At 71.4% G+C, this 15,056-nt stretch carries 15 protein-coding genes; 3 read left to right on the top strand and 12 right to left on the bottom strand.

What is annotated here, in order from left to right; genetic code table 11:
- Positions 1–18 precede the first annotated feature (18 nt).
- Positions 19–2,454 (top strand): glycoside hydrolase family 3 C-terminal domain-containing protein, encoded by a 2,436-nt coding sequence (locus tag ABZ896_RS01550; protein WP_360920101.1) that lies wholly within the window; start codon positions 19–21, stop codon positions 2,452–2,454.
- Between the two features lie 87 nt (positions 2,455–2,541).
- Here the strand turns inward: ABZ896_RS01550 and ABZ896_RS01545 are convergent, their stop codons facing one another.
- Both ABZ896_RS01545 and ABZ896_RS01540 read right to left on the bottom strand, forming a co-directional pair.
- Complete coding sequence (locus ABZ896_RS01545; protein ID WP_360920097.1) at positions 2,542–3,510, bottom strand: aldose epimerase family protein; 969 nt, start codon at positions 3,508–3,510, stop codon at positions 2,542–2,544.
- Between the two features lie 25 nt (positions 3,511–3,535).
- Positions 3,536–4,420, bottom strand: a complete 885-nt coding sequence (locus ABZ896_RS01540; RefSeq protein ID WP_360920094.1) for an SGNH/GDSL hydrolase family protein — start codon at positions 4,418–4,420, stop codon at positions 3,536–3,538.
- A 258-nt stretch (positions 4,421–4,678) separates the two neighbouring features.
- Between ABZ896_RS01540 and ABZ896_RS01535 the strand changes: the two genes are divergently transcribed.
- A complete protein-coding gene (locus tag ABZ896_RS01535; RefSeq protein ID WP_360920092.1) occupies positions 4,679–5,173 on the top strand; it encodes a DUF3145 domain-containing protein in 495 nt (164 codons plus the stop codon).
- Positions 5,174–5,231: 58 nt separating this feature from the next.
- Here the strand turns inward: ABZ896_RS01535 and ABZ896_RS01530 are convergent, their stop codons facing one another.
- From ABZ896_RS01530 to fasR, 5 genes are all read right to left on the bottom strand, one after another.
- Positions 5,232–6,512, bottom strand: a complete 1,281-nt coding sequence (locus tag ABZ896_RS01530; protein ID WP_360920089.1) for a beta-ketoacyl-[acyl-carrier-protein] synthase family protein — start codon at positions 6,510–6,512, stop codon at positions 5,232–5,234.
- Between the two features lie 85 nt (positions 6,513–6,597).
- Positions 6,598–6,846, bottom strand: coding sequence for an acyl carrier protein (locus tag ABZ896_RS01525; RefSeq protein ID WP_007381745.1), 249 nt, complete (start codon positions 6,844–6,846; stop codon positions 6,598–6,600).
- Between the two features lie 77 nt (positions 6,847–6,923).
- Complete coding sequence (locus ABZ896_RS01520) at positions 6,924–7,919, bottom strand: ketoacyl-ACP synthase III (RefSeq protein ID WP_360920085.1); 996 nt, start codon at positions 7,917–7,919, stop codon at positions 6,924–6,926.
- A 17-nt stretch (positions 7,920–7,936) separates the two neighbouring features.
- Positions 7,937–8,851 (bottom strand): ACP S-malonyltransferase, encoded by a 915-nt coding sequence (locus ABZ896_RS01515; protein WP_360920082.1) that lies wholly within the window; start codon positions 8,849–8,851, stop codon positions 7,937–7,939.
- A gap of 89 nt (positions 8,852–8,940) precedes the next feature.
- Positions 8,941–10,146 carry a fatty acid biosynthesis transcriptional regulator FasR gene (gene fasR / locus ABZ896_RS01510; RefSeq protein WP_360920079.1) on the bottom strand — a complete coding sequence of 402 codons (1,206 nt, stop codon included), beginning with the start codon at positions 10,144–10,146 and terminating at the stop codon, positions 8,941–8,943.
- Between the two features lie 129 nt (positions 10,147–10,275).
- Between fasR and ABZ896_RS01505 the strand changes: the two genes are divergently transcribed.
- Positions 10,276–10,935 carry a pirin family protein gene (locus ABZ896_RS01505; RefSeq protein WP_360920075.1) on the top strand — a complete coding sequence of 220 codons (660 nt, stop codon included), beginning with the start codon at positions 10,276–10,278 and terminating at the stop codon, positions 10,933–10,935.
- Positions 10,936–10,946: 11 nt separating this feature from the next.
- On the opposite strand, the gene ABZ896_RS01500 is transcribed toward ABZ896_RS01505, so the two are convergent.
- The 5 genes from ABZ896_RS01500 to ABZ896_RS01480 all read right to left on the bottom strand — a co-directional run bounded on the left by ABZ896_RS01500 (position 10,947) and on the right by ABZ896_RS01480 (position 15,040).
- Positions 10,947–11,678 (bottom strand): ATP-binding cassette domain-containing protein, encoded by a 732-nt coding sequence (locus ABZ896_RS01500; protein ID WP_360920072.1) that lies wholly within the window; start codon positions 11,676–11,678, stop codon positions 10,947–10,949.
- A complete protein-coding gene (locus ABZ896_RS01495) occupies positions 11,675–12,271 on the bottom strand; it encodes a hypothetical protein (protein ID WP_360920069.1) in 597 nt (198 codons plus the stop codon). The genes ABZ896_RS01500 and ABZ896_RS01495 overlap by 4 nt, the downstream gene beginning before the upstream one ends.
- Positions 12,272–12,282: 11 nt before the next feature.
- A complete protein-coding gene (locus tag ABZ896_RS01490; RefSeq protein WP_360920066.1) occupies positions 12,283–13,584 on the bottom strand; it encodes a hypothetical protein in 1,302 nt (433 codons plus the stop codon).
- 64 nt (positions 13,585–13,648) lie between these two features.
- Positions 13,649–14,098 carry a hypothetical protein gene (locus ABZ896_RS01485; RefSeq protein ID WP_360920063.1) on the bottom strand — a complete coding sequence of 150 codons (450 nt, stop codon included), beginning with the start codon at positions 14,096–14,098 and terminating at the stop codon, positions 13,649–13,651.
- Positions 14,099–14,212: 114 nt separating this feature from the next.
- Positions 14,213–15,040 (bottom strand): serine hydrolase domain-containing protein, encoded by an 828-nt coding sequence (locus ABZ896_RS01480; RefSeq protein WP_360920060.1) that lies wholly within the window; start codon positions 15,038–15,040, stop codon positions 14,213–14,215.
- Between the last annotated feature and the right edge of the window lie 16 nt (positions 15,041–15,056).

Genomic DNA, 15,056 nt, shown 5'->3' with positions numbered 1-15,056 from the left:
CCAATCCAGGAGGACCCCATGGCGGGCACCCACACTCCGGCCGACGCGGCCCGCGAAGCCGCCGTAGAGGCGGCGCTCGCCAGGCTCGACCTGGACGCGAAGGCCCGTCTCCTGGGCGGCCAGGACATGTGGTCGCTGCCCCCGCTCCCGGAGATCGGCCTCAAGTCCCTCGTCATGTCGGACGGCCCGATCGGCGTGCGGGGCGTGCGCTGGAGCGCCGACGACCCGTCGATCGCCCTGCCCTCCCCGACCGCCCTCGCCGCCACCTGGGACCCCGCGCTCGCCCGCCGCGCGGGCGTACTGCTCGCCCAGGAGGCCCGCCGCAAGGGCGTGCACGTCCTGCTCGCCCCGACCGTCAACCTCCACCGCTCCCCGCTCGGCGGACGGCACTTCGAGGCGTACAGCGAGGACCCCTACCTCACCGGCGTGATCGGCGCGGGCTATGTGACCGGCGTCCAGGAGGGCGGCGTCGGCACCACCGTCAAGCACTTCGTCGCCAACGACGCCGAGACCGACCGCTTCACGGTGGACAACCGCGTCTCCGAACGCACCCTGCGCGAGCTCTACTTGGCGCCCTTCGAGCACATCGTCGAGAACGCCCACCCGTGGGGCATCATGACCGCCTACAACACGGTCAACGGCACGACGATGACCGAGCACCACTACCTGGTCAACGAAGTCCTGCGCGGCGAATGGGGCTTCGACGGCTACAACGTCTCCGACTGGCTGGCCGCCCGCTCCACCAAGGCCGCGATCGAAGGCGGCCTCGACGTCGCCATGCCCGGCCCGACGACCGTCTACGGCGAGCCCCTCGCGCAGGCCGTGCGCGCCGGCGAGGTCGAGGAGAGCGCGGTCGACACGGCCGTACGCAATGTGCTGCGGCTCGCCGCCCGGGTGGGGATCCTCGACGGCGCACCGCCCGTCGTCACCGACCTCCCGGAGACCGTCGACGGCCCCGCGCTGGCCCGCGAGATCGCCCACCGCTCCTTCGTGCTGGTGCGCAACCAGGGAGCGCTTCCCCTCCGCAGCGGCACCGTCGCCCTCATCGGCGCCGCCGCCCGCGAGGCCCGCGTCCTCGGCGGCGGCTCCGCCACCGTCTTCCCGGACCGGATCGTCTCCCCGCTCGACGGCCTCACCGCGGCCCTTCCCGAGGGCTCGGTGACCTACGCCCTCGGCGCCGACCCGAACACCGAACTCTCCACCTTCGACACCGGATTCGCGCTGCGCGCCGTCTGCCGGGACGCCGCCGGGAACGTCATCGGCACCGACTCCGCCCCCGGCGGCCAGCTCAAGTGGATGGGCCCCTCGGCGCTCCCCGAGGGCGTCACCCACGACGGCCTGCACACCGTCGAGCTGACCGGCACCTACACCCCGCGCGAGAGCGGCACGCACACCTTCGGCATCCAGGGCATCGGCGCCTTCACCCTCACCATCGGCGCCGCGGCCGTCTTCGACGACGTCCAGCGGCCGCCGAAGGACGACCCCTTCATCAGCTTCTTCGGCGAGCCCACACCGCGCGCCCGGGTCGAACTCACCGCCGGCGAACCGGTCGAAGTCTCCCTCACCCACGTCATCGACGTCTCGGCGGACGTCCCGATGCAGGCGATCATCTTCGCCCTCGCCCACCAGGACCCGCAGCGCGACGCGGACGAGCTGATCGCCGAGGCCGTCGAAGCGGCCCGGAACGCCGAGACCGCCGTGGTCGTGGTCGCCACCACCGAACGCGTCGAGTCCGAGGGCTTCGACCGCACCGACCTCCGCCTCCCCGGCCACCAGGACGACCTGGTCCGCGCGGTCGCCGCCGCCAATCCGAACACCGTCGTGGTCGTCAACTCCGGCTCCCCGGTGGAGCTGCCGTGGCGCGACGACGTCGCCGCGGTCCTGCTCAGCTGGTTCCCCGGCCAGGAGGGCGGCGCGGCCCTCGCCGACGTGCTCACCGGCGCCGAGGAGCCCGGCGGCCGGCTCCCCACCACCTGGGGCACCCTGGCCGACGCCCCGGTCACCCGGGTCGTCCCCGAGGACGGCGCGCTCCCCTACGACGAGGGCGTCTTCATCGGCTACACCGCCTGGCAGAAGGAGGGCCGCACCCCGGCGTACCCCTTCGGGCACGGCCTCGGCTACACCGACTGGACCTACGAGTCGGTCGAGGTACAGGGCACCACCGTCCGAGTCCGGCTGCGCAACTCCGGCGACCGTGCGGGCCGCGAGGTCGTCCAGGTCTATCTGGCGCCCGCCGAGCCCGACGCCGAGCGCCCGGCCCGTCGGCTCGCCGGGTTCGCCGCCGCGGAGGCGGCGCCCGGGGAGAGCGTCGAGGTCACCGTGGAGCTGCCCCGGCGCGCCTTCGAGATCTGGGACGAGAAGACCTCCAGGTGGTCGTTTGTGAAGGGTTCGTACGAAATCCAGGTCGGACGCTCGATCGAGGACCGCCGCGTGACGGCGACGATTAACGTCTGATCCCAGGGGGCACAGCCCTCACACAAGCCGGCCCCGGCCCGGGACCTGACCCCTGGGCCGGGGCTCATGTGTCTCCACCGGTGTCCGCTACCGGTGGGTGAATCCGTACACCGTCTCCGAGCGGTACGTCTGCCCCGGCCGCAGCACCGTGCTCGGGAACTCCGGACGGTTCGGGGAGTCCGGGAAGTGCTGGGTCTCCAGCGCGATGCCGTCGCCCGGCGCGAAGGGCTCGGGCAGATGGTCCGCGGTGTACAGCTGGAGCCCCGGCTCGGTGGTCGCCACCGTCAGCACCCGCCCGGACGCCGGGTCGTGCAGCTCGGCCACCTCCACGGGCCCGGACGTGATCCCCTTGTCCAGCACGAAGTTGTGGTCGTAGCCCGCGCCGACCTTGCGCCCCTGCCGGAAGTCGAAGCGGCCCCCCTCGACCTCCTCCACCCCGGTCGGGATCAGATCCGCGTCGACCGGCGTGAACCGCGAGGCGGCGATCCGCAGTTCGTGCCCGCCCGCGTTCCCGGAGCCGGCCAGGTTGAAGTAGCTGTGGTTCGTCAGGTTCACGAGCGTCGGCGCGTCCGTGACCGCCTCGTACGCGGTCCGCAGCGCCCCCGACGCGTCCAGGGTGTACGTCACCACGACCTCCAGGCGCCCCGGGAAGCCCTCCTCGCCGTGCACGGCGACCCGGCTCAGCCGCACCCCGTGCTCGACCGGCGCCACGTCCCACACCCGCTTGTCGAAGCCGTTCTCCCCGCCGTGCAGGGAGTTCGGCGCGTTGTTCGGCGCCAGCGCGTACGTCAGCCCGTCCAGCTCGAAACGGGCGCCCGCGATGCGGTTCGCGTACCGGCCGATCAACGCGCCCAGATACGGCCCCGGGTGCTCCAGATACCCGTCCAGGTCCGCGAACCCCAGCACCACGTCCGCGGTCCGCCCGTCCCGGTCCGGGACCTCGACGGACTGCACGATCCCGCCGTACGACAGGATCCGCACCCGGACACCGGCGCGCTCCAGGGTCCAGCGGTGGACGGGGGTGCCGTCGGAAAGTGTGCCGAAGAGTTCGTTCATGTGCGGAACTTTAGGCCACCGGACGTCAGGTGACCGATATGACCTTGCGATACGCGATCTCCGCCAGACGCGCCTGTCCGTTCACACTGGGATGGAACCAGTCGAAGTGGCTGAGCTGGTCGGTGCCGAAGCGGTAGTCGTACACCGCGCCCCCGTCGAAGCGGCACCGCTCGTCCTGCGCACACACCTCCTTCAGTACGGCGTTGTAGGCCTCCACCCGCTCCTGCACGGTGTCCCGCCGCTCGGTCGCCACCGCGTCCAGGGAGTCCGCGTCGGCCAGCATCGACGGGCAGATGCCCAGTTTCCACACCTGCTTGCCCATCGGGTTGGTGCGCCCCTCGGACCACAGCCGCTTGAGGTTCGGCACGCTCGCGACGTACACCTGCGCCTTGGGCGCCTTCTTCCGCAGCACGCTCAGCGCGTCCTCGAAGGCGGCCCGGAAGTCGGCCACCGGGGTCATCGCCGCCGTGGAGTCCCGGCAGGCGTCGTTGGCGCCCACCATCACCGTCACCAGGCCCGGTGCGCGCGCCGCCGCCCGCGTCATCTGCGCCGGCAGATCCGCCATCCGCGCCCCGGTCACCGCGTAGTTCCAGCTCCGCTGAGCCGCCTTCGCCCGCCCCAGCAGTCGTACGGCGAGCGAGTCGACCTGGGTGCTGCCGCCGGTCGCCCACGACACGTCCGGGCAGTCCTGGAGGATCCCGCAGGCGTCGAAGCCGCGTGTGATGGAGTCGCCGACCGCCGCTATCGAACCGGGGCTGGTGTCCCAGACCGACGTCGGGGTGGGGGAGGGCTTCGCCTTCGTGGTGGGGGCCGCCGAGTCCCCGCCGACGGCGTCACAGCCGGCGACGCCCAGGACGGCCGCCGTCAGGAAGGCGGTGACGGTCCGCGCGCGGCGGTGTGGCTTGCGCATCCGATGCCGGTCCCCTCGGTCCCCTCGCGAAATGGCGGTCACTCATGACAACGCGCGAGAGTTCCCGGGCGCCCCGGGGAAGGGTTCGCACCCCTCCTGGCGTCCTGCCGGGTGAATGGCGGGCGTTTGTGGGCACCGGGACCGACGGTACGTCACACTCCTTGCGCCGCCGCACGGTAGCCTCGCCATCAACGTGGCTGCCTGCCACACCCGTCATGTCAGCCAGCAAGACTTGTCCCGCTCTGTCCGGAGGTCCCGGTGACGACACGTGGAGTTCTCTACGTGCACTCCGCGCCGCGCGCGCTGTGCCCGCACGTCGAGTGGGCCGTCGCCGGGGTGCTCGGCACGCGCGTCAACCTCGACTGGATCCGGCAGCCGGCCGCGCCCGGCACCTGGCGCTCGGAGTTCTCCTGGAAGGGCGAGGTCGGCACCGCGTCCAAGCTCGCGTCGGCCCTGAGAGGCTGGCACCTGCTGCGCTTCGAGGTCACCGCAGAGCCCTGCGCCACCGCCGAGGGCGAGCGCTACAGCTGCACCCCCGACCTCGGCATCTTCCACGCGGTCACCGGCATCCACGGCGACATCCTGATCCCGGAGGACCGGCTCAGGGCCGCGCTCACCCGCTCACAGCGCGGCGAGACCGACCTGGAGGCCGAGCTGGCGAAGCTCCTCGGCAAGCCCTGGGACGACGAGCTGGAGCCGTTCCGGTACGCGGGCGAGGGAGCCCCGGTCCGCTGGCTGCACCAGGTCGTCTGAGCCCGCCGTCCACGTGAAAGGGCCCCCACCGCTCGGTGGGGGCCCTTCATGCACGTTCTCAGACGGTGCGGAACGCCAGCACCACGTTGTGCCCGCCGAAGCCGAACGAGTCGTTCAGCGCGGCGATACGGCCCTCCACGGGCAGCTTGCGCGCCTCGCCGCGGACGACGTCGGCGTTGGCCTCCGCCTCCGGGTCGAGGTTCTCGACGTTGATGGTCGGCGGAGCCACCCGGTGGTACAGGGCGAGGACGGTCGCGACCGTCTCGATGCCACCGGCACCGCCCAGCAGGTGACCGGTCATCGACTTGGTCGCCGAGACCGCCATGTGGTCCGCGTCGTCCCCGAACACCTTGCGCAGCGCCTTGAGTTCGGCGATGTCACCGGCCGGCGTCGACGTGGCGTGCGCGTTGACGTGCACGATCTCCGCCGGGTTCAGGTCGGTGCTGTCGAGCAGGTGCTGCAGGGCGGCCGAGATGCCCCGCCCCTCCGGCTCGGGCTGCACGATGTCGTGGCTGTCGGCGGAGATGCCCTGGCCGACCGCCTCGGCGTACACGCGGGCACCGCGCTTGGCGGCGTGCTCCGCGGACTCCAGGACGACCACACCCGCGCCCTCGCCGAGGACGAAGCCGTCCCGGGCGACGTCGTAGGGACGCGAGGCGCCCTGCGGGTCGTCGTTGTTCTTGGACATCGCCATCATGTTGCCGAACGCGGCGATGGGCAGCGGGTGGATCGCCGCCTCCGTGCCGCCCGCGACGACGATGTCGGCGCGGCCGGTGCGGATCATCTCGATGGCGTAGCCGATGGCCTCGGCGCCCGAGGCGCACGCGGAGACCGGCGTGTGCACGCCCGCACGGGCGCCCACCAGCAGGCCCACGTTGGCCGAGGGGCCGTTCGGCATCAGCATCGGGACGGTGTGCGGGGAGACGCGGCGGACGCCCTTCTCCTTCAGCACGTCGTACTGGTCGAGCAGGGTCGTCACGCCGCCGATGCCGGAGGCGATGACGGCGCCGAGGCGGTCCGGGTCGACGTCGCCGACCGAGCCCTCCTCACCGGCCTTGCCCTCGAAACCGGCGTCCGCCCAGGCCTCCTTGGCGGCGACCAGCGCGAACTGCGCCGAGCGGTCGAGGCGCCGGGCCTGCGGCCGCGGGATGACCTCGGTCGGCTCCACGGCGACGGGCGCCGCGATGCGGACCGCCTGGTCGGCGGCCCACTCCTGCTCCAGGGGCTTGACGCCGGACTTGCCGGCGACCAGACCCTCCCAGGTAGAGGCTGCGTCGCCACCCAGCGGTGTGGTTGCGCCGATACCGGTGACGACCACGGTGCGATTGGTCGGGCTCACGGGAAATCTTTCTCCAACGGTACGAGGATGAAGCGGCGCCACCGCCGGGTGGCGGGGCCGGTCAGCGTCCGGCCCGAGCAGGGACTCAGGCCTGGTGCTTGAGGATGTAGTCGGTGGCGTCACCGACGGTCTTGAGGTTCTTGACGTCGTCGTCCGGGATCTTGACGTCGAAGCGCTCTTCGGCGGCGACGACGACCTCGACCATGGACAGCGAGTCGACGTCCAGGTCGTCGGTGAAGGACTTGTCCAGCTGGACGTCCTCAACCGGGATGCCGGCGATCTCGTTCACGATGTCGGCGAGACCGGCGACGATCTCTTCCTGAGTGGCGGCCATGATGGCGCTCCTTCTTTTCCAATATCCAGAGGGTTGGCAGTGCTTCCCGCACCGGACCGGGATCCGGCACGGAGTGCCTAGGGGAGGGTAACGACCGTCGCTGCGTACACGAGACCCGCCCCGAAGCCGATGACGAGCGCCGTGTCGCCGCTCTTCGCCTCCCCGGTCGCCAGAAGCCGCTCCATCGCGAGCGGGATCGAGGCGGCCGAGGTGTTGCCGGTGGTGCGCACGTCGCGGGCGACCGTGACGTGCTGCGGCAGCTTGAGCGTCTTCACCATCGAGTCGATGATCCGCTCGTTGGCCTGGTGGGGAATGAAGACGTCCAGGTCGTCCGGGCTGATTCCGGCCGCGTCCAGCGCCTGCTGGGCGACCTTCGCCATCTCGAACACGGCCCAGCGGAAGACCGCCTGGCCCTCCTGCGTGATCGCAGGGAACTTGCCCGCGGAGTCGTACTCGTTCCACGGCACGGTCTGCTTGATGGTCTCCGACTTGTCGCCCTCGGAGCCCCAGACGGTCGGGCCGATCGCGGGCTCCTTGGACGGACCCACGACGACCGCGCCCGCGCCGTCGCCGAACAGGAAGGCCGTGGCCCGGTCCTCCAGGTCGGTCAGGTCCGACAGCCGCTCCACGCCGATCACGAGGACGTACTCCGCCGAGCCCTCGACGATCATGCCCTTGGCGAGGGTCAGCCCGTAGCCGAAGCCCGCGCACCCGGCCGAGATGTCGAAGGCGGCCGCCTTGTCCGTGCCCAGCTTGTCGGCGATCTCCGTCGCGACGGCCGGGGTCTGCTTGAAGTGCGAGACGGTCGAGACGATCACGCCGCCGATCTGCTCGGCGGAGATCCCGGCGTCGGCGATCGCCTTGCCGGACGCCTCGATCGACATCGCGGCGACGGTCTCCTCGTCGTTCGCCCAGTGCCGGGTCTGGATGCCGGAGCGCGAGCGGATCCACTCGTCGGAGGAGTCGATCGTCTCGAGGATCACCTCGTTCGGCACGACCCGGGTGGGGCGGTAGCCGCCGACACCGAGGATGCGCGCGTACGGGGCGCCCTTGCTGGGCTTGATCTTCGACATTGCTCCTGGGCTCCTTTTCAGGCGCTGTGCCGAGCGATGAGCTCGCGGGCAGCGTCGAGGTCGTCGGGGGTCTTGAGGGCCAGCGTCTCCACGCCCTTCATCGCGCGCTTGGCGAGACCGGTGAGGGTGCCACCGGGGCACACCTCGATCAGCGCGGTCGCGCCGAGGCCGACGAAGGTCTCCATGCACAGGTCCCAGCGGACCGGGTTGGCGACCTGGCCGACCAGCCGCTCCAGCACCTCGGCGCCGGTGGCGACGGCTCGGCCGTCCTTGTTGGAGACGTAGGTGAGCGTCGGGTCGACCGGCGCGAGGTCGGCGGCGGCCTTGGCCAGCGCGTCGACCGCGGGGGCCATGTGGTGCGTGTGGAAGGCGCCGGCGACCTTGAGCGGGACGACCTTGCGGACGCCCTCGGGCTTGTCGTCGTTCAGCACGGCCAGCTTCTCCAGCGTGCCCGCGGCGACGATCTGGCCCGCGCCGTTGACGTTCGCCGGGGTCAGGCCCAGCTTCTCCAGGTGCGCGACGGAGACCTCGGGGTCGCCGCCGAGCAGCGCGGACATGCCGGTCTCGGTGATCGCGGCGGCGTCGGCCATCGCCAGACCCCGCTTGCGGACGAGGGTGAGCGCGGCGGAGTCGTCCAGGACGCCCGCGAACGCGGCGGCGGTGATCTCGCCGACGGAGTGGCCCGCGACCGCACCAGGAGTCACGGCACCGAGTGCCGAGGCGGACAGCAGACCGGCCGCGACCAGCAGCGGCTGGGCCACCGCGGTGTCGCGGATGGCGTCCGCGTCGGCCTGTGTGCCGTAGTGGGCGAGGTCCAGGCCGATGGCGTCCGACCACGCGGCGACGCGGTCCGCGGCACCGGGGAGTTCGAGCCAGGGGGTCAGGAAGCCGGGCGTCTGGGCGCCCTGGCCGGGAGTGACGAGTACGAGCACTCTCACACTCTCTCTTGTGGGCGGCCCAAGCCGCCCGTGGGGACAGGGACGAAGAACACGAGGGGGTTTTGTGGGCCCCCGACAAAAGCCTAGGGCTGGAGATCTCCGTCGACCAGACGCCCCAGGATCAGCGCGATCCGGAGCGTGAACGCGGAGCGTACATCGGAGGGCGACCAGCCGGTGACGTCAGTCACACGTCGAAGCCGGTAGCGCACGGTGTTGGGATGCACGAAGAGCATCCGGGCCGCACCCTCCAGACTGGACGCCTGTTCGAGGTAGACCGAGAGCGTTTCCAGGAGCGCGGACCCGGCCTCCTCCAGCGGTCTGTAGATCTCCTCCACCAACTGCTCGCGCGCCCCGGGATCACCCGCCATCGCACGTTCCGGAAGCAGATCGTCCGCCAGCACCGGGCGCGGGGCGTCCTGCCAGGCGGAACACGCCTTGAGCCCGGCGGCGGCCGCCTGCGCGGAGCGGGTCGCGGCCAGCAGATCGGGTACGACGGGTCCGGCGACCACGGGTCCGGCCGCATAAGGCCCGATCAGCGACTTGGCGACCGCGAGCGGGTTGTCGCTGCCGCCGGCGATGACGACGAGCCGGGAGCCGAGCACCCCGGTGAGCACCTGGAGCTTGGCGTGCCGGGCGGCCCGCCGGATCGCCTCGACGGTCAGCTCGGAGTCCCCGTCGGGGGCAGTGCCCAGCACCACGCACACATGCTCGGGCGCGTTCCACCCGAGCGCGGCGGCCCGGCTCACGGCGCCCTCGTCGGCCTCCCCGCTGAGCACGGCGTTGACGACGAGCGACTCCAGACGGGCGTCCCAGGCGCCACGGGCCTCGGCGGCCTGGGCGTAGACCTGGGCGGTCGCGAAGGCGATCTCACGGGCGTAGACGAGCAGCGCCTCGCGCAGCACGGACTCGTCGCCGGGGGCGGCGACCTCGTCGATGGCCGACTCCATGACCTCGATGGTCGTCCTGACCATCTCGACGGTCTGGCGGAGCGTGATGGCCCGGGTCAGCTCCCGGGGGGCGGTCCCGAACACGTCGGTGGAGATGGCCTGCGGCGCGTCCGGGTGCCGGAACCACTCGGTGAAGGCCGCGATACCGGCCTGGGCGACCAGCCCGATCCAGGAACGGTTCTCCGGGGGCATCGCCCGGTACCACGGCAGCGTCTCGTCCATCCGTGCGATCGCCTGCGCGGCAAGCGATCCGGACGACTTCTCCAGCCGCCGCAGCGTCGCGGAGTGCGGATGGGTCTCGGCGGCCACGGCATCACGCTTACGGGTCTCGGGTTCGGGCACGTGCACAAGACTGCCGCATTGGATGGCTCGGTCGCCTCCGGGGGCGCCTTAGTCGGTGTCGTGGGCCCAGGGGGCGTTGGTGGGCACTTGCCGCCCGTTCGACGTCGGCGCGCCGCTACCGTGGGGTGTGTGACGGACGTACGGCGCGCGACGGAGCGCTACCCCGGTGGGGATCCCGGGGCCGGGATCGAGTCGTGGCACGCCTTTTCCTTCGGGCCGCACTACGACCCCGACAACCTCCGCTTCGGTGCGCTGATCGCCTGCAACGAGGAGCGGCTGCTGCCCGGCGCGGGCTTCGACGAGCACCCGCACAGCCACACCGAGATCGTGACCTGGGTCGTCGAGGGCGAACTGACGCACCGGGACTCCGCGGGCCACGAGACGGTCGTCCGGGCGGGCGACGTCCAGCGCCTGAGCGCCGCGGCAGGCGTACGCCATGTCGAACGCAACGACGCCGAGACCCCGCTGACCTTCGTCCAGACCTGGCTCGCCCCCCTGGAGCCCGGCGGCGACCCCTCGTACGAGATCGTCCACGGCATCGCCGACTCCACCCCGTACGCGATCCCGGAGGCGGGCACGATGCTCCACGTACGGCGCCTCGGGGCGGGGGAGCGGACGGCGGTGCCGGACGGGGCGTTCGTGTACGTCCATGTCGTGCGCGGCGAAGTGCTGCTGGACGGCGTGGAGTTGGGGGTGGGGGACGCGGCCCGCGTCACGGACGCGAAGGATCTGGAGGCGGTCGCGCGGACCCCGGCCGAACTGCTGATCTGGGAGATGGCGCTCGGTTAGCCGGCGGCGCGCTACGCGATGCCCATGAGGGAGGCGTAGGCGGACTCGGCCTGTCTGCCGGGGGCGGATCCGGCGTCGGCGTGGGCGAGGAAACCGTGCGTCGGACCGTCGTAGGTGATCCGTCCGGCCTTCAGACAGGTGACGGTGTCCGCTTCCTCGGCGAGATCGGCGACGTCATGGGTGGACATCAGGACCGGGGTCCGGGCCGACACCTCGCGCAGCAGGTTGCGGAAGACGGTGCGCTGGTGGGGATCCAGGCCCGCGGTGGGCTCGTCGAGGATGATGAGCCGGGCGTCGTGGGCGAGGGCACAGGCGATGCCGACGCGGCGCAGTTGCCCGCCCGACAGGTGCGCGGTGCGCGTGGACGACTGGTCGGCCAGGTCGACGCGCTGGAGCGTGTCCGCCGCGATGTCCCAGGCGGCGCGGCGCTCGACACCCTTGAGCCAGGCCACGTACGCGACGTATTCGCGGGCGGTCAGAGACTTGGTGGTGGGCACGTGCTGAGGGAGCCAGGCGACATGGCGCCGGTAGGAGCGCACGGTCGAGTCGGTCCCGTCGAGCGTGATGTGCCCGGCGCGGGGGCTGAGCGTGCCGGCGAGGAGCTGCAACAGGGTGGACTTTCCGGCGCCGTTGGGGCCCAGCAGGATCGTCAGCCCGTCGGAGATCCGGTAGGTGAGGTGATCCAGGACCGGTGGCCTGCGCCGCCGGTAGGCGAAGGTGACGTCGTCGACGAGAAGGCTCACGGTCGGTTCCTTGCGGTGAGTCGGGGGAGCAGGACGAGCGCGACGACTCCGCCGAGGAAGGCGAGTCCGGCGCCGAGCGCGGCATGGGGAACGTAGGCGTCCTCGGCGACGATCACCCAGGGGTAGGGATCGTTGGACGCGCGCCGGCCGTTGAGGAGGGACAGCAGCATCCAGCCGACCGGGACGAGGCCGGCGCGAGCGCCGAGCAGCGGGTGCGCGGCCAGCGCCAGGCCACCGAAGAACAGCACGTTGCGCGCCGCGGTGACCGCGGTCACCTCGTCGTGGGCGGAGAGCAGCACGAGGGCGCCCGCCGCGGCGCCGAGCACGAATCCGACGGCGAGGATCACGTCGAGACGGTCCACACGGCGCAGGGCCGCGCACTCCACGGCGGGCAGCCGGCGCTCCAGGAGAGCGACGGCTGCGGTGCTGACGGCCAGACAGGCGAAATCGCTGAGCCGCGCCGGAACCACGTCGGCGACCAGGCTCGGCATGCCGACGACCGTGCCCGCGGTCACGGCCAGGACCACCCAGAAGCCGACCAGGGTCGCGGGCAGCAGGGACAGTCCGCCCCGTTGCCGTAGCCACCATGTCATGGGATGTCCCCCTACCTCGGCCGGAAGCTGATGGTCGAGTCGGCGCAGGCCCTCGCCACCGTGTCGTCGAACCAGGCCTTCTGCCGGGAGACGGACAGCGTGAGAACCCGCTCGACCTCGGCGGTGAGTTCGGGTTCCTGGGTGGTCCTGAATTCCGGTTCGGTGCGCAGCCAGTCCAGATACAGCTTGCCCGCACCGACCTTCGTCATCGCCCACATCGTCGAATAGTGGACTATCTCCCAATCGGGTTGGGAGCAGTACCAGTTCACCGACTGCTGAGTGAGGGAGAAGGCGAGAGCCCGGCGGTCGGAGGATGCCGCGGAGAGCAGCGAGATGTGCCAGTCGGCGGCGGAGGACGCGCTGTCGGCCGCGGCCTCTCCCTTGCTCTCGGACACCCGCTCGGGTACGCGGGGGAGCGCACCGGCGTCCGCGAGCTTGCCGAGCACGGCGGCCGTGTCGGTGTGGAGCCTGGCGGCGTTGACGTCGGCCGCGGCCGGCAGGCAGACCGTGGGTGCCGTGCCGGTGCAGGTGACCTCGGCCAGACCCGCCGCCGTGGGAGCGCGCCAGTTCCAGTCGGAGACGATCCGGTAGGGGACGAGCAGGCCGATCGCGGCCACGGCCAGCGCCAGGGCCGCCGCTGTCACCCGACGCAGTCGCGTCAGCAGGAGCAGGGCGAGGGCGACCGCGACGCTCACCGTGGGCAGGGCGGTCACCAGATAGACCGCCGGCCGGTAGGCCTCGCCGAACTGGACCTCCGCGATGCGCCCCGAGATGTGCCGGGGCCAGTACGTCTGGTAGGAGACCGAGGCACCGACGACGAGCTGCACTCCCACGGCCAACGCCGGTGCGGCGTAAAGGGCGTTGACGCGGCGACCGACGCAGTAGCCGAGCAGGGTGTGACCGGCGAGGACGACCAGGGGGAGGGCGAGCGCGCCCGCCGCGTAGCCGTCGACTCCACTGTCGGTCACGATCACCGCGGTCAGGGCCAGAGCGACGACGAGGGCCGCGAACACGCCGAACACGGTCAGCAGGCTCCGGAACGCCATCGAGAGCTCGGAGCGTGTCGGGCCGATCTGCCAGGTGCCGAGCCGGCGCAGCCGGTGGCCCTCGAAGCAGGCGACCGCCGCCGTCAGGGCGTAGATCGGCGGGAGCACGGAGTACAGCGCGGTCGTGATCGAACTGGCCGGCCAGCGCAGGTCCAGCGCCTGGAGAGCGGAGGCGATGCCGCCGAAGTAGAAATACAGGGCTCCGGCGACCAGGAACGGGGCTGCTCTTACGGCGCTGCTGGTGCGCAGCAGGGTCGTGGTTCTCATGGGGGGTCCGATACCAAAAGGGCCGCTGCCCTGGGGGGCGGGGGCAGCGGTCGGTGAGCAGCTGTCAGTCGGCCTGGGTCGTGTCGACGCCTACCCAGTCGGTGAACAGCAGGCAGCAGGAGCCACCCGTGCCGATCTTGTCGGCCTCGAAGTAGTAGGACGCGGAGTCCAGACCGGTCTGGGTGTCGGTGCTGTAGTAGCCGTTCCCCTTGAAGCAGTTGGAGAACGTGAAGGTGTCGACGGTGACGTCGTAGTCCAGGGTGACGTCAATGCGTCGCTTGACGACGACCTGCTGGTCGGACGAACCGGCGTACTGGGCGTAGCAGTTCTCGAAGCTGATCTCGTTGTAGGCCTCGTCGTCCCAGCGGCGGGAGGTGTTGCCGTCGGTCCAGGAGCTGATGTAGCTGGTCCACGTCCAGTCGGCCTGTGCGTTGGGGACCAGAACGAAGAGCGCGGCGGCCGCCATCCCCGCGATGGTGCCGACACGCTGAAGTCTTCTCGAGCGGGTGGTCATAACTCTCCCCATGAGTCTGTGCGGTGTGTGAACGGTGTGGAATGCGTAAGCAACCCGTAAGTAAACGTAGCGTCAGATGATCATTGGGGATACGGGAGTTGAGTGTGTCGTGGATCACGCCCCCGCGTGGATCTCGGCCAGCACGGCGTCCGTCAGTGCCGGCCACACCTGCGTAGCCCAGGGGCCGAACGGACGGTCCGTCAGGGCCACGCAGGCGGCGCCCGCGGCCGGGTCGATCCACAGGAACGTGCCGGACTGGCCGAAGTGGCCGAAGGTGCGCGCGGAGGACGAACTCCCCGTCCAGTGCGGGGACTTGGAGTCGCGGATCTCGAAGCCTAGGCCCCAGTCGTTGGGGTTCTGGTGGCCGTAGCCGGGGAGCACGCCCTTGGTGCCCGGGTACTGGACCGTCATCGCCTCGGCGACCGTGCGCGGGTCCAGCAGCCGCGGGGCCTGGACCTCCGCCGCGAACCGCAGCAGGTCCTCCACCGTCGAGACGCCGTCCTTCGCGGGGGAGCCCTCCAGGGCCGTCGCCGTCATGCCCAGCGGCTCCAGGACCGCCTGGCGCAGATACTCGGCGAAGGGGATGTCCGTCATCTTCGCGATGTGGTCGCCGAGTTGCTCGAAACCGGCGTTCGAGTACAGCCGCCGCTCCCCGGGCGGCGCCGTCACACGGTGCTCGTCGAAGGCCAGCCCCGAGGTGTGCGCGAGCAGATGACGCACCGTCGATCCGCTCGGCCCCGCCGGCTCGTCGAGTTCGACCGCCCCCTCCTCGTACGCGACGAGGACGGCGTACGCCGCGAGCGGCTTGGTGACCGAGGCCAGCGGGAAGCGGTGGGCCACCGGACCATGAGTGCCGAGGACCGTGCCGTCGGCCCGCACCACCCCCGCCGCAGCGGTGGGAACCGGCCAGTTCTCGATCAATGCGAGGCTCTTCAAGGACATGCCGTCGAGCCTAAGC

Source organism: Streptomyces sp. NPDC047072 (genome assembly GCF_040643855.1).
In the GTDB taxonomy this organism is placed as follows: Bacteria; Actinomycetota; Actinomycetes; order Streptomycetales; family Streptomycetaceae; genus Streptomyces.
The sequence above is the reverse complement of the archived record's forward strand: the minus strand, read 5'-3'. Positions and strand labels throughout refer to the sequence as shown.

Bases quoted from the DNA above. Each gene is read 5' to 3' on its own strand.
- ABZ896_RS01495 (WP_360920069.1), bottom strand. From the start codon at position 12,271: ATGACATGGTGGCTACGGCAACGGGGCGGACTGTCCCTGCTGCCCGCG.
- ABZ896_RS01480 (WP_360920060.1), bottom strand. From the start codon at position 15,040: ATGTCCTTGAAGAGCCTCGCATTGATCGAGAACTGGCCGGTTCCCACC.
- ABZ896_RS01540 (WP_360920094.1), bottom strand. From the start codon at position 4,420: ATGCGCAAGCCACACCGCCGCGCGCGGACCGTCACCGCCTTCCTGACG.
- ABZ896_RS01525 (WP_007381745.1), bottom strand. From the start codon at position 6,846: ATGGCCGCCACTCAGGAAGAGATCGTCGCCGGTCTCGCCGACATCGTG.
- ABZ896_RS01545 (WP_360920097.1), bottom strand. From the start codon at position 3,510: ATGAACGAACTCTTCGGCACACTTTCCGACGGCACCCCCGTCCACCGC.
- ABZ896_RS01485 (WP_360920063.1), bottom strand. From the start codon at position 14,098: ATGACCACCCGCTCGAGAAGACTTCAGCGTGTCGGCACCATCGCGGGG.
- ABZ896_RS01520 (WP_360920085.1), bottom strand. From the start codon at position 7,919: ATGTCGAAGATCAAGCCCAGCAAGGGCGCCCCGTACGCGCGCATCCTC.
- ABZ896_RS01550 (WP_360920101.1), top strand. From the start codon at position 19: ATGGCGGGCACCCACACTCCGGCCGACGCGGCCCGCGAAGCCGCCGTA.
- ABZ896_RS01490 (WP_360920066.1), bottom strand. From the start codon at position 13,584: ATGAGAACCACGACCCTGCTGCGCACCAGCAGCGCCGTAAGAGCAGCC.